Origin of the sequence: Nonomuraea sp. B19D2 (assembly GCF_040137845.1) — a bacterium.
Lineage (GTDB): Bacteria > Actinomycetota > Actinomycetes > Streptosporangiales > Streptosporangiaceae > Nonomuraea.
Genome location: NZ_JBEFAK010000032.1, coordinates 1 through 13,866, shown reverse-complemented (window position 1 = coordinate 13,866; position 13,866 = coordinate 1). Strand labels below are relative to the sequence as shown.

At 72.9% G+C, this 13,866-nt stretch carries 8 protein-coding genes and 1 pseudogene; 3 read left to right on the top strand and 6 right to left on the bottom strand.

All coding sequences use genetic code 11. From position 1 onward, the window contains the following. Positions 1-466: 466 nt before the first annotated feature. A pseudogene (locus ABN273_RS40725) lies at positions 467-1,069 on the top strand (prolyl oligopeptidase family serine peptidase); the annotation flags it as partial. Here ABN273_RS40725 and ABN273_RS40720 read toward each other — a convergent pair. The 5 genes from ABN273_RS40720 to ABN273_RS40700 form a co-directional block, all read right to left on the bottom strand. After that, complete coding sequence (locus tag ABN273_RS40720) at positions 1,041-2,939, bottom strand: zinc ribbon domain-containing protein (RefSeq protein ID WP_349454696.1); 1,899 nt, start codon at positions 2,937-2,939, stop codon at positions 1,041-1,043. The pseudogene ABN273_RS40725 and the gene ABN273_RS40720 sit on opposite strands and share 29 nt — an antisense overlap. A gap of 501 nt (positions 2,940-3,440) precedes the next feature. Further along, positions 3,441-3,878 (bottom strand): hypothetical protein, encoded by a 438-nt coding sequence (locus tag ABN273_RS40715; protein ID WP_349454695.1) that lies wholly within the window; start codon positions 3,876-3,878, stop codon positions 3,441-3,443. Positions 3,879-4,009: 131 nt separating this feature from the next. Next, the gene (locus tag ABN273_RS40710; protein ID WP_349454693.1) at positions 4,010-5,047 is read right to left on the bottom strand and encodes a zinc-dependent alcohol dehydrogenase family protein; all 1,038 of its coding nucleotides are present in this window, start codon (positions 5,045-5,047) and stop codon (positions 4,010-4,012) included. Between the two features lie 33 nt (positions 5,048-5,080). After that, on the bottom strand, positions 5,081-6,292 hold the full coding sequence (ligD, locus tag ABN273_RS40705; RefSeq protein ID WP_349454691.1) for a non-homologous end-joining DNA ligase: 1,212 nt from the start codon (positions 6,290-6,292) through the stop codon (positions 5,081-5,083). Between the two features lie 32 nt (positions 6,293-6,324). Beyond that, on the bottom strand, positions 6,325-9,504 hold the full coding sequence (locus tag ABN273_RS40700) for an ATP-binding protein (protein ID WP_349454690.1): 3,180 nt from the start codon (positions 9,502-9,504) through the stop codon (positions 6,325-6,327). 54 nt (positions 9,505-9,558) lie between these two features. Between ABN273_RS40700 and ABN273_RS40695 the strand changes: the two genes are divergently transcribed. Together ABN273_RS40695 and ABN273_RS40690 are read left to right on the top strand one after the other, a co-directional pair. After that, positions 9,559-10,839, top strand: coding sequence for an FAD-binding oxidoreductase (locus ABN273_RS40695; protein ID WP_349454689.1), 1,281 nt, complete (start codon positions 9,559-9,561; stop codon positions 10,837-10,839). 79 nt (positions 10,840-10,918) lie between these two features. After that, positions 10,919-13,249, top strand: coding sequence for a DUF4132 domain-containing protein (locus tag ABN273_RS40690; protein ID WP_349454687.1), 2,331 nt, complete (start codon positions 10,919-10,921; stop codon positions 13,247-13,249). 44 nt (positions 13,250-13,293) lie between these two features. Here ABN273_RS40690 and ABN273_RS40685 read toward each other — a convergent pair whose 3' ends face one another. Beyond that, a complete protein-coding gene (locus ABN273_RS40685; RefSeq protein ID WP_349454686.1) occupies positions 13,294-13,686 on the bottom strand; it encodes a hypothetical protein in 393 nt (130 codons plus the stop codon). Positions 13,687-13,866: the final 180 nt, after the last annotated feature.

Genomic DNA, 13,866 nt, shown 5'->3' with positions numbered 1-13,866 from the left:
GGGGGTGTCGCCACGGCTCCGCCGGGGACCACGGGCCAAGGGCCGGCGAGGCGGACCTCGGCCCTGGTCCGGAGACTGGAAGCGGATTGGTCTGGTTAACAGGGGCGCAGGCGGGAAGTCACGGGTATCCAAAGCGCCGACGACATTTACAGGGCCGATCCCAATCAGGTCGATTAGGAGGAGCGGGGCAATGGCGGGCGTATTCACGACACGGCCGGCTCCGTCGACCCAACCGCATACCGGGGGTGGGGTGGAAGACACACGTCGCGGACTCGTGTCGTGGGGCGTTCAAGACTCAAGGCTCCCGGCTGGTTAGGCGGGCTCGGGCTGGCAGCGGGCATAGCCGCCTTGACGGCGCCGGTCCTGGCCGGGCTGGTGCGGTCGGGGGCGGGGGTCGCGGGCGGCGTGACGCTGCTCGGTCCTGCTGTCGCTGCACGTCAGGCTCGTCACGGAGGCGCCGGTTCGCGAGGGCTGGCACCGGGACGGCATGCTGGACCGCAAGCAGAACGTGTTACGACTTCGTCGCCGCCGCGGAGAAGCTGATCGCCGACGGCTGGACCACACCCGGACGCCTTGGCATCTGGGGCGAGTCGAACGGCGGCCTGCTCGTCGGCGCCGCACTCACCCAGCGGCCAGGACTGTTCGCGGCGGCGATGTGCTCGGCGGGCCTGCTCGACATGGCCCGCTATCACCTGAGCGGCCTTGGGCCCCTCCTGGACGGGCGAGTACGGCGACCCCGACGACCCCCAGCAGTTCGCCTGGCTCCTGGTCTACTCGCCCTACCACCACGTCAGGAAGGGCTTGGACTACCCGGCCACGCTCTTCACGGTCTCGGCGGGCGACACGCGTGTTGATCCGATGCACGCGCGCAAGATGTGCGCCCGCCCTGCAGTGGACGACGGGCGGAGACCGGCCGATCCTGCTCAGGCACGAGCCGGACGTCGGGCACGGCACGCGGGCGTCCAGCTGGTCGGTCGGCCTGGCGGCCGACGCCCTGGCCTTCCTCGCCGCGTACGCGGGCCTAGATCCAGCGTCTCTGATCAGCTTAACGATCCTATGTCAGGCGTAGTGGCTGGGATCGGTTGCCACCGGGGTGGGGCGGCGTGGGCGTGGAGATGGAATCCTGCGCCCAGTGCCGCGCCGCGTGGCCGGTGCCTGGTGGGTGTGCTGATCGCCTGTCCGTCCTGGTGCCGGTGGGCTGCTCGGGGCAGCCGGTGCCGGTCCGTTGGTGCGGGTCCCTCCGGACGCTGGCCAGCAGGACCCGAAGGTCGTGCCGGGGAGGGTGCCCTGCGTCGCCTGGGCGCGGGGCGTGTGGTGCTGCGCCGGGTGGGGCCGGTCTTGGACCGATCCGTCCGGCAAGGCTGGGTGGTGGGCGGGGTGATGACCGCGGCGGCTTCCAGCTTGTCCACCATCGTGGGGATGGTCATCTGGCCGTTCGCCCGGTCTGTCACGGTCTTGGCTTGGTGGGTGAGGCCGCGGGCGGCGATACGGCGCCAGGCGCCCTGGTCGCGGTCGCCTTGCCAGCCGCATTCGGGGTTAGGGCAGATGGCCCATTTCCAGCCTGCGATCGTCGGCTGGTCAGGGGCTTTGCGGTGCCGCAGCGGGGTGAGGCAGTGCGGGCAATGCTTGGAGGTGTTCTTGGCTGGGACGGTCACGACGGCGATGCCTACCTCGGCGGCCAGGTGCCTGATCCGGTCGGCGATCTGGCCGCGCACCTGCTGCGACAGGCGGGTGTTGAGGGTGTAGCCCATACCCCGAGCTTCCAGCGAGCGCAGATCCTCCAGGTAGATCACGCTCGCCCGGGCGGCGATGGCCTGGTCGACGACCCAGCGGGCGGCGGCCCAGGCCAGGGCGTCGTTGAGGTTGGAGCGGCGCTTGGATACGTGCCGGATCTCGTCGCGCAGGACGGTGTGTTTGCCGGTCAGCTCGTGCTGGGTGTTTTCGGCGATGAGTCGCTGGTGGTGGTCGGCCTTGGTGTGCAGGTGCTCGGACAGGCGGCGTAGCCGGTGCTGTTTGGCCACGACCCCGGCGGCCCGGAACTGGGCGCCGGAGCCCAGCGCGCTGATCCGCCCGTCGGGGTGCAGCCGGGTCGCGCCGGCGCTGAGCAGGGTGTTCAGGCCCCAGTCCACGCCGAGCGCGACCGTGTGACCGGTATGGCTGGTCGTGGGAACGGCGTGGGTGTAGGCCATGTCAGCCTGCACCCGGCCGCCCGCAAGGCGAAGGGTGGGCAGGTGCAGGAGGGCCGAGGCGGGGACCGTGGGCGGCAGGGTGATGGGGCAGGCCACCCACGTCCAATCCGCGTACGAGCGCGGGTCGGGCCGGGTGGGCAGCTGCAGCCGCAGCACAGCCCGCCGCGGGTCGCTCTCGCTGCGCTCGATGGTGGCCTGCTGGCGGTCGCAGGCGGCCAGCAGCAGCATCCGCGCCGCCCGGGGCACGTCTTCCAGCTCGAACACGTCGGCCGGCAGCCGGCCGTTGGCTCGCAGATAGGCGGCGACCTGCCGGGTGCGGGCCTTGATGACGCTAGAAGGCAGGCGCCGGCCGTCGGGGACGGCGGCGCGCACGGCGTCCCATTCCTCGGCTGTGCGCCTGAGCGCATCGGCGGGCCAGGTGGCCAGCACACCGGCGGTCACCTCCGCCCGCCAGCACGCTCCGCGCAGCAGGCGTCCGGCCTGCTCCTGGGCCATCCGCATGACACGGTCGTTGACCCTGACACCCTCCGGCGCGCTGGCCATCCAGCCCAGCCGGCGCAGCGCCATCCACGCCTGTGACGGCAGGCGTCGCCCGCCCGCATCCACCCCACCCGCCAGCAATGCGACATCGGCGCTGTTCCAATGGTCAGCCAGCAGCGCCGCCGTCATGCCGGACACCAACTCCGCACACCAGCCCACCCGCATCGCCAGCACTCCCGGCGACACCAACTCGCCGGTCTTCGCTTCCACCCCACCGCGCAACAAGACGCGAGCGCACGCCGTCCGGGGGCTCTCGCCCTCGGCCAACGGGATCCTCCGCCTCACCAGCCACCCCCGCCCTGACGACCCCGACGGCATCCCCATTGCGCACGGCGCCGAGCCTCCGCCGCTCGCTGTGGCACCTCTGCCTTCCCCTACACCAAGCGCCATACGAGCGCCATCCGCCCGGCCCAGCAAGGCGCGGGCGATGTCTCTGCCCGACCCTGATTGCGGACGAACTGGCACATCTCCACCACCTGCACCCCACCTCCTGTCTTGCACAGTGAGTGACCGATAGATTACCAGTCTTTGGGTGCCGGGTAGAACATACGAGCGAGACGAGGCCACCAGTGGGCACAAACAGCCCCACCACATCACCACGATCTTCTCCAGATCGCTTCTCAGGCAAAGCCTCAGTCCAACCGAGACTCCAGCCAGCCGAAGGAACTCAGCCATCGCCCCACTAACGATCACTAAGGGTCTATAAGTGATTCAATGAGCCTGCCTCCCTGGCGATGCGGATGGCGTCGATCCGGTGCGGGCGCCCAGCTTGGCCGTGGTCTTGGACAGGTAGTTGCGTCCGGTGCCTCGGACAGGAACAGCGACGCGGGCGATCTCCCCGACCGACGCCCCGTCCGCCGCGGCCCCGATCACGTCCAGCTCACGCTGCGTCAGCGGCGCGTCGGCCGGGCGCATGGCCGCGATGGCCAGCTCCGAGTCGATGACCTGCTCTCCGTCGGCCACCCTGGGGATGCCGTCCGCCAGCCGCTCCGGCGGGGCGTCCTTGGCCATGAACCCCCGCACGTGCACGTCGAGCGCCCGTTTGAGCAGGCCGGGCGTGCCCACGCCGGTCAGGATGAGCACCCCGCACTTGGGCAGCTCGCCGGCGGCGGCGAGCCCGTCCTTGCCGGGCAGCGCGATGTCGATCACGCGGTCGGCCAGCTTACAACGTCTGCGGGGCCCTCAATCCTGGCGTATTGACACGATTGTGGAAAGTCTTGCTCAATGACGGTCAGGCCGATTACCCGAGTTTCGGTGAATGGCCCCCGGATTCGGGACGATCAGTGGCCGGATCGAGGAGTGATCATCGTGACGCCCGGCACCGATCCGATCGAGGCCAGCGCCTTGCCGGCGTCGGCCAGCCCGATCGTGCGGGTGACGAGCTGGTCGGGGTGGAGGATGCCGGCCCTGATCATCTCCAGCATCGGCGGGTACGCGTGCGCGGCCATGCCGTGGCTGCCCAGCAGGCGCAGCTCGTGGCCGATCACCCGGCCCATCGGCACCGGCGTCGGCCCTCCCGGCAGCAGTCCCACCTGGACGTGACGGCCCCTGCGGCGCAGGCTCTCGACGGAGGCGGCACATGTCTGCGGGCTGCCCAGCGCGTCGATGGACACGTGAGCACCGCCCCTGGTCAGCTCCCTGACCTGGGCCGCCGCGTCACCGGCCGAGCCGTTGACGAAGTGCGTGGCCCCCGCCCGCTCGGCCAGGTGCAGGGCGTCGGTGCTGACGTCCACGGCCACCACGCGAGCCCCGGCAGCCGTCGCGATCATCACGGCCGACAGGCCCACGCCGCCGCAGCCGTGCACCGCCACCCACTCGCCGGGCCGCACCTCGCCGACCTGCGCCACGGCGCGGAACGCGGTGGCGAAGCGGCAGCCGAGCCCGGCCGCGGTGACGAAGGCCATGTCCTCGGGGATCGCGATCAGGTTGACGTCGGCGTGGTCGATGGCCACGTACTCGGCGAACGAACCCCAGTGCGTGAAGCCCGGCTGCGTCTGGCGCTCGCACACCTGCTGGTCGCCGGTGGCGCAGGACGGGCACGTGCCGCAGGCGCAGATGAACGGGACGGTCACGCGCGCCCCCGGACGCCAGCCGCGCACGTCGGGGCCCACCGCCTCGACGACGCCCGCCAGCTCGTGGCCCGGCACGTGGGGCAGGACCTTGATGTCGGGGTCGTGCCCCTGCCAGCCGTGCCAGTCGGACCGGCACAGCCCCGTCGCCTCGACCCTGATCACCGCACCATGTGGCGCGGGGGACGGATCGGGCAGCTCGCGCACCTCGAGCTCGCCCCCGAAGATGTCAAACGCAACCGCTCGCATCCGATCAGCTTAGCCGTCGAGCCAGTTGCTGGATCACGTAAGGCCTGGTGGGGGGCCCGCGGCGCCGCGCCAGGGGTCGTAGTCGACCTCCAGCGGCTCCTGCTCCGGCCGCAGCTCCTCCGGGACGTGCTGGAGGTTGACCCGGACGCGATACCACACGCTGCTGCGCCCCCGCATGCCGTCCACCAGCACGTCGGCGGGCTCCAGGCGGGCCGCGGCCTCCGGATGGCGGGCCTTCCACCGCTCGAACCCGGCCAGCGCCTCGTCCTTGTGCTCCGCCCGCGCGATCTCGATGACGGGCATGGTCTGCTGCCGGCGCCCCGTGCCCTTGGGCGGCTTGGGCGCCGGCCCGAGCTCCTCGGCCAGCGCCAGGAGCCCGTCGAGCGAGCCCGGTTGCAGGTCCATGTCCGCCCACGGGTCGCCGGTCGAGGCCAGCCGCTTGGGCACCGTGTCGACGGTGAACGCCTCGGGGTGGCAGCCGGGCACCTCGTCCCAGGTCAGCGGCGTCGAGACCCGGGCGTCGGGGACGGCGCGCACGGAGTAGGCGGAGGCCACCGTGCGGTCGTAGGCGTTCTGGTTGAAGTCGACGAACACGCCGTGCCGCTCCTCCTTCCACCACCGGCTGGTGGCCAGCTCGGGCGCCCGCCGCTCGACCTCGCGGGCCACCGTCTCGGCCGCCTTGCGCACCTTCGCGAACGGCCAGCGCCGCTCGATCCGCGCGTACACATGGAACCCCCGCGAACCGGACGTCTTGGGCCAGGCGACCAGCCCGTGATCGGCCAGCACCTCGCGCGCCACCTGGGCGGTCGCCAGCACGTCGGACCACGGCACGCCGGGCACCGGGTCGAGGTCGATGCGGAGCTCGTCGGGCCTGGACAGGTCGTCGGAGCGCACCGGATGGGGGTTGAGGTCGACGCACCCCAGATTGACGACCCAGAGCAGCTGGGCCAGGTCGGTGCAGACCACCTCCTCGGCGCTGAGCCCCGAGCGGTATTTCAGCTCGGCCACCTCGATCCAGTCGGGCCGCTTGGCCGGGGCGCGCTTCTGGAAGAAGGCCTCCTGCTCGATGCCGTGCACGAACCGCTTGAGCACCATCGGCCGCCCGTGCACGCCCCGCAGCGCCGCCTCGCCCACGGCCTGGTAGTAGCCGAGCAGGTCGAGCTTGGTGTGGCCGGTCTGCGGGAAGACGACCTTGTCGGGGCTGGTGATGCGGACCTCGCGCCCGGCGACCTCGATGACAGGCATAGGGTCACCATACGCGGGGCCACCGACAAGGCTCAGGGCGTCAGCTCGGCGCGGCGGGCGCGGCTGCGCGACTCCAGGTAGGCCAGGCCCAGCCGCTGGTGCGTGGCGATGGCCGCCTGGTTGTGCTCGAGCGCCCTGTCCGCACGGCCCAGCCGGAGCGCGAGCTCGGCCAGCACGTCCTGCACGGAGCCCAGGGCCGCGCTGCCCGTGCCCATGACGATGGGCTGGCCGGCGATCGGCAGCAGCCGCTCGTACATCTCCCCGGGGTCGGGGGTGCCGAGCTGGGCGGCCACGAGACCCCAGACCGGGAAGAAGAAGTCCGCCGACCAGTCCTCCCGCAGGTTCACGCCCCACCGTTCGACGAGCTGCCGCGCCTGTCCGGTGCGGCCCACGTCCAGGGAGGCCAGGATGGCGAGCGGGCGCACCATGCTCATGAGCGGACGGTCGCCCGCGGCCACCAGTTCGTCCAGCAGCTCCGCCACCCGGCCCTGGCCGCGCCGGCACGTGTAGAGGACGCCGAGGCGCCGGGCCTCCTGGCCCCACAGGCTCGCGCCGTAGGAGATCGTGGGGAAGTGCTCGGCCAGCGCCTCCGCCTCCGCCCACCGGCCGTGCAGGGCGTGGTCGGCGGTCTGCGCGACGCGGACCATCGCCTCCAGCTCGGGCCGGTCCACCTCGTGGAGCAGCTGCTCGCAGCGGGCCAGGTCCCGGCTCCACTCGGCCAGCTCGCCCGCGCGCAGCAGGCACGCCATGCGCAGCACCCGAGCCACCAGCCTGGCCTCCCTGGGCAGCCCGGGCAGGGCCAGCATCTCCTCGGCCGCCGCCAGCCGCTCAGGGTTGCGGCCAGGTACGAAGCTCGCGATCAGGTAGTTGTTGAGCGCCCTGGCCTGCAGCATGGAGTCGCCCGAGCGGCGGGCCAGGTCGATCGCCTCGAGCGCCAGCCGCTCGCCTTCGGCGCGCCGGGGGCCGTAGTGCAGCTCGGTGCCGAGCGTGCCCAGGAGCGCGGCCCTGGACCGGTCGTCGAGGTCGCCCGCCAGGAGGTCCTCCAGGATCGCGACCATGTCCTCGTCCACCGTGCCGTACGGGCGCCAGTTCCACACCGACAGGCCGCCGAAGACCGAGACCGCCGCCACCAGCGCGTCCCTGTCGCCGAGCCGCTGGGCCTGGGCGATGGCCTCGGTCAGCTCGCGGTAGGCGCCTTCGGCGTCGCCCAGCGTGCGGCGGGCCTGGCCCAGCTCGGTCAGCACGCGGCAGCGTTCGGGCGAGCCGCCGGGCGGCAGGTGATCGAGCGCCAGCTCCCACAGCTGGACGGCCTCCTGGTAGCCGTGCCGCTGCGCGGCCTGCCTGGCGGCCCGCGTGGCGTACGTGACGGCTTTGGGGGCGCCGCCCAGCCTGGCCGCGGCGGCGAAGTGGCCCGCCAGGAGCACGGGGTCGGCGCCGGGCACGGTCTCCAGGTGTCCGGCGGCCCGCAGGTGCAGGCGGGCGCGGTCCAGCCTGGTGAGCCCCGCGTCGAGGGCCTGCCGTACCAGGGCGTGGGAGAAGCGGTAGTCGGCGGCCTCGGCGAGCAGTCCGGCGGCCAGCGCGGGCTCCAGCTGCGACATGACCTCCTCGACCGGGCGGTCCACGAGGGCGGTCAGCAGGTCCAGCTCCACCTCGCGGCCCGCGACCGCGGCGGCTCTGAGCAGCTCCTGGGTGGGTTCGGGGAGGCGGGCCAGCCTGCGTTCGATGACGGCGCGGGCGCCCTGAGGGACGAGGTGGCGCTCGGGTTCGGGCAGGCGGAGCAGTTCTGTGAGGTAGAACGGGTTGCCGCCCGACCGGTCGAGCAGCTCCTGCGGGTCGGCCGCCAGATCGTGCAGGTGCAGGTAGTCGCGTACGCCCGAGGCGTCGAACGGCTTCAGCGGCAGCCTGTGTCCCTCCCTGGCCAGCGCGCCCAGGGTCTCGCGCAGCTGCTCGGGGTGCTCGCCGGGCTCCGGTCTGAGCGTGGCGACGACGAGCGCGGAGGTCCTCGCCAGCTCGCCCGCGACGTGGCCGAGCAGCTTCAGCGAGGAGGCGTCGGCCCAGTGCAGGTCCTCGAGCACCGCCAGCAGGGGCCCTTTGCGCAGCTCGGACAGCACGGCGTCGTACAGGTCGAACAGCTCGGCGTGCGGGCGCGGCGGGATCAGGCCCGCCCTGGTCCAGGGCCAGAACGCCGGAGCGGTGCCGCCGTCGAGGCAGCGCCCCCATTCCACCCTGAAGCCCCTGGCGGCGGCGAGGTCGGCGGCGGCCCTGGCCAGGCTGGTCTTCCCGATGCCCGCCTCGCCGGTGACCAGGACCAGCCCGCCCCTGCCCCGCCTGGCCTCGGACAGCAGCTCCTCCAGGGCACGCAGCTCTGCCTCCCTGGCCACGAGCCTGTCGCCGTCGAAAGCGGGCGCGGGCCTGGGGCTGTCCGCGGGCGCGACCTCGCCTCTCGCGGGCGTCGCCGCGTCCAGCTCTGGCGCCTGCTCGAACACGGCCTGCTCCAGCCGCTTCAGCTCCGGCCCCGGCTCGATCCCCAGCTCGTCGGCGAGCAGGGCGCGCACCTTGCGCAGCGCCGCCAGCGCGTCGGCCTGGCGCCCCGCCCGGTACAGCCCGAGCACCAGCAGCCCCCACGCCCGCTCCCGGTAGGGATGCGCCTCGGTCAGCGCCTCCAGGTCGGGCACGCTGGCCTCGCCCAGCGCCAGCCGCGCCTCCAGACGGTCCTCCTCGGCCGCGAGCCGCAGCTCGCCCAGCCGCGCGGACGCCACCGGCGCCAGATCGGGGAACTCGGCCAGCGGCTCCCCGCGCCAGAGCGCGAGGGCCCGGTCCAGCACCCGGGCCGCCTCCGCGTGCCGCCCCTGCTTCACCAGGCGCGCGCCGTCGGCGGCCCATGCGGCGAAGCGGCCCACGTCGGTCTGGCCGGGCGTGACGTTCAGCAGGTAACCGGGCTCGCGGGTGAGCAGCACCTGGGGCGGCGTGCGCGGCTTGCGGCCCGGCTCGAGCACCCGCCGCAGATGCGAGACGTACGCCTGCAGCGTCGCCGTGGCCTTGGCCGGCGCCTCCCCGGCCCACAGCTCCTCGATCAGCTGGTCGAGCGGGACGACGCGGCCGGGCTCGAGCGCCAGCCTGGCCAGGACCGCCCGCTGCTTGCGGGTGCCGAGGTCGAGCCGGTCACCCTCGTCGCCGTCCACCTCAAGCGGGCCGAACAGTCTCAACTCCACGAACCCCAAGTCAACCCCAACTCCTCCTCAAGTCCCAAACAGCACGCTGGACGCATGAACGAGCTGAAGAATCTGACGAACGGCCGCGTGCTCCTCCCCTGCGACGAGGGTTTCGACGAGGCGCGCAAGCCGTGGAACCTGGCCGTCGACCAGCCGGTGCGCGCGGTCGTGGAGGTGGCCGACGCCGACGACGTGGCGGCCGCGGTCGGTTACGCCCGCCTGCACGGGTTGTCGGTGACCGCGCAGCCGAGCGGCCACGGCGCCTCCGGCGACGCCGAGGGCACGATCCTGCTGCGCACCGGCGGGCTCGGCGGCGTGGAGATCGAGAACGGAGTGGCCCGCGTCGGCGCGGGCGTGAAGTGGGGCGAGGTGCTCGCGGCGGCGAGCCCGCTCGGGCTGACCGGCCTGGCGGGCAGCTCGCCCGTGGTGAGCGTGGCCGGGTACACGCTGGGCGGCGGGCTGAGCTGGTTCAGCAGGAAGTACGGCTTCGCGGCCGACAGCGTGCGGGCCTTCGACGCGGTGGACGCCGAGGGCACCCGGATCAGGGTGAGCGCCGATCGGGACCCCGAGCTGTTCTGGGCGTTGCGGGGCGGCGGCGGCGACTTCGCGATCGTGACGGCGGTGGAGTTCGAGCTGCGTCCCGCCCCCTTCCTGCACGGCGGGCGGATCATGTGGCCGATCGAGCGGGCGCCCGCGGTGCTGGCCGCCTTCCAGGAGGTCAGCGCGTCCGCGCCGGACGAGCTGACGGTCTGGTTCGACCTGCTGCAGATCCCCGGCGGTCCCGGGTTCGTCATGATCGACAGCACGTTCCTGGGCCGTGACCCGGGCGGGCTGCTGCGGCCCTTCGACCTGATCGGCGGGGCCGTCAGCGACAACAGGCGGCTGCTGCCGGTGGCCGAGCTGGGCTCCATCTGCGACGAGCCCACCGACCCCTCGCCGGGGGCGAGCCGGTGCGAGCTGCTGACCGGGCTGGACGACCAGGTGGCCGGCGTGCTGCTGGGCGAGCCGATCGACCCGCTGGTGAGCGTGCAGATCCGGCACCTGGGCGGCGCGCTGGCCAGGCCCGCGGACGGCGGCGGCGCCGCCGGGCACCTGGACGAGCCCTACCTGATCTACGCGATCGGCCTGCCTTCCGAGGCGACGGCCGATCGCCTCGAACGGCTGGGCAAGGCGCTGGTGCCGGTCACCAGCGGGCGCAAGCCGTACACGATGCTGCACGGGGGCGAGCAGGCCGCGGCGGCGTTCCCGAGCGAGTCGCTGGCCAGGCTGCGCGACCTCAAGCGCGCCCGCGACCCGCACGGCGTGATCAGGGCGAACTTCCCCGTGCTGGGGTAGCGCCGCATCCGGGCAGCCCGGGAACTGGCTTCTGTCGGTGGCGTGCGGCATTCTCCTGCGGTGAAAGCGAGGATCAAGGTTGACGGTCCTCTGGCAGACCAAGGGACACCACATGCAGCTCTCCCCCACGGCCCAGCGGCTCCAGAACCAGTTCACCGAGCCCGGTGCCGGGCATCTCGTCTGGCGGCAGGCCGGGCCGCAGCTCAGCGCGGCCGACCTGGGCGCCCTGCTGCCGCTCGCCTATCGCGTGACCAGCAGCGGCCCGGCGTTCTCGGCGAGGGTCATCGTCGAGGACGAGGTCAGGCAGCGGCAGCCGTCCTTCAGCTCTGAGTCGTGCGTGGCGCTGTACGAGGCCCTGGTCGACGGCCTGGCCCGCCGTAAGTGGGCCGACCTGTGCCTGGCGGCGGCCGCGCTGCTGCGCTGCCCCGGCGGTGCGCCGTCGGCCGCACTCGCCGCGCCGGCGCGCACCCTGATCGAGTTCATGGTCAGGGAGAAGCGGACCGAGCACCCGTACGCGTTCCTGGCCGTGGCGGGCCTGGCCGGGATGGACGAGGTGGCCGAGATCATGCAGGAGCGGCAGGAGCCGCTGGCGGCCGCCGAGCTCGAGCTGGTCATGGGTATGGACCCGGCGGGCAGGGCGCTGCTGGCCGAGATCGGGTCCCGGTCGTACGGGTCGCCGCCGGAGCTGACCGACGTCTGGGAGCGGCTGGCCGCGATGCCGGCGTACGTGGACTTCGCCCGCTCGACACTGGAGGCCGCCGACGACCGGCTGGCGGCGATTCACGCGGGCGAGATCCCCTACCGGGCGGACAAGGCGTTCGGACCGGCCGAGACGGGGGCGATCGGGCGGGCCGCGCGGCTGGCGCTGTTCCGCGACGAGCCGTGGCTGCCCGAGCTGCTCGACCGCCTGCTCTCCCGGGTCGCCGTCGCCCCCACGGCGGCCAAGACCCTGCCCTCGCAGGCGCTGCTGTACGAGGTGGCGCGGGCGGTCGAACGGTTCCCGACGCCGGAGGCGATCACGGCGCTGCGCACCGCCCGCGCGCTCACCCGGCACGCCGGGGTGGTCAAGCAGCTCGATCGGATGATCCGGAAGGCCGAGCCGGGGCTCGCGGACCGGATCGAGGTGGCCTTCCGCATGCCGGATCTCGGGTTCGGCCCGGGCGGGCGGCTGGAGGTGCCGATGGGCGAGCACCTGGCGGTCGTGGCGGCCGGTGAGGACGGCGAGTTCGCGTTGTCCTGGTGGCACGGGGACCGGCGGCTCAAGGCCGCGCCCGCGGCGTTGCGCAAGGAGCGTCCCGACGAGGTCAAGCGGGTGCGCGAGCTGGTCAAGCAGGTGCAGCGGCAGGTGACGACCCTGGTCAGGGCGCTGGAGGCGGGCTTCGCCGGCGAAGCCGCGCAGCCGTACGACACCTGGCGCGAGCAGATCGCGGCGCATCCGATCGCCGCCACCGTGGCCGCGCGGCTGATCTGGGAGGCCGAGGTCGCGCCGGGGGAGTGGCGGGCCGCGCTCGGCGGGCTGGAGGGCCGGCGGGTACGCCTCTGGCATCCCGCCCGGGCGACGCTCGCCGAGGTGACCGGCTGGCGGGAGGCCGTGGCCGAGGGGCACGTCAGGCAGCCGTTCAAGCAGGCGTTCCGCGAGGTCTACCCGCTGACACCCGCGGAGGAGCGGACCGCCGTCTACTCCAACCGCTTCGCCGGACACGTCGTGGACTACCGGCGGCTGTACGCGATGTTCAAGGTCCGGGGGTGGCGGGCCGACATGCTCGGCCCCTGGGACGGCGGCGACGCGGGCCAGGCCACGCGGGTGCTGGCCGAGGGACGGTGGCGGGCGTCGTTCTTCCACGACTACCTGTACGGGGATCCGGGCGAGCACGCCTCCACCGACCAGGTGCGCTTCCACCGGAGGGTGGACGGCGAGTGGCGGGAGGCGCCGCTGGCCGAGGTGCCGGCGCTGGTGTTCAGCGAGGCCATGCGGGACGTGGACCTGTTCGTGGCGGTGACCTCGATCGCGGCCGACCCGGAGTGGGCCGACCGCGGGCACGACCGCCATCTCGACTACTGGCACGCGGCGTCCTTCGGCGAGCTGCCGCCTTCGGCCGAGGTGCGTCGCGACGCGCTGGCCCGGTTGCTGCCGCGCCTGGCGATCGCCGGCCGCTGCTCCCTCACCGATCGCTACCTCGTCGTCCGCGGCGACCTGCGCACCTACAAGATCCACCTGGGCAGCGCCAACGTCCTCATGGAGCCCGGCGACGTCTACCTGTGCATCGTCTCCGCACCCGACCGCAACGGGGGGTTGTTCCTGCCGTTCGAGGACGACGGGCGCCTCGCACTCATCCTCAGCAAGGCACTCCTCCTGGCGGGGGACAGCCGGATCACCGACGAGACCATCGTCCGGCAGATCAAGGGCTGACGTCCCGGGAGGGGGCACTGCGGCGGGGGACGATGCAGGTCACGTCAGCCCCCGACGAGGGGGACGAGCTTGACGAAGGACACCACCGGGTCGGCGGCCAGATCGATCTCGGTGTCCAGGTCCTCGATCTGCCGGTCGCCCACCAGCAGCAGGAATCCGTTGCGGGCGAACGCGGCCTCGGCGGCGTCGGCCTGCTTGTCCCAGTCCAGCCTGCGCGCGGTGCGCATCCGGTAGCCGTTCAGCTCGACCTCGGCGTCGCTCGGCTTGACCAGGCCGCGGAAATGATGCGACGGGGCGGCGTTGTGGCGGGCCACCTCCTCGCGCACGCGCAGCCGTACCAGCTCCCGGGCCGAGATCCGCTCAGGCAGGCCGGGCAGAGAGAACTCCGCCAGCTCCCGGCCTGTCGCAGTCTCATCGCGAAACGTCACCGATGCCATCGAACGCCCTGTCCTCGAAGTGTCAGATGATGACGCCATCTATAGCAACACAGGATCCTGCTGGTTAACTCGTCTCAGGCTGCGAGAGCGAGTTCTGCCAGTTCGAGGCGGGCGAGGTGGCTGGTGCGGGTCCGGTCGAGCGGGTGTCCGTTCCACCAGGCATCCAGGCGGATGAGGTTG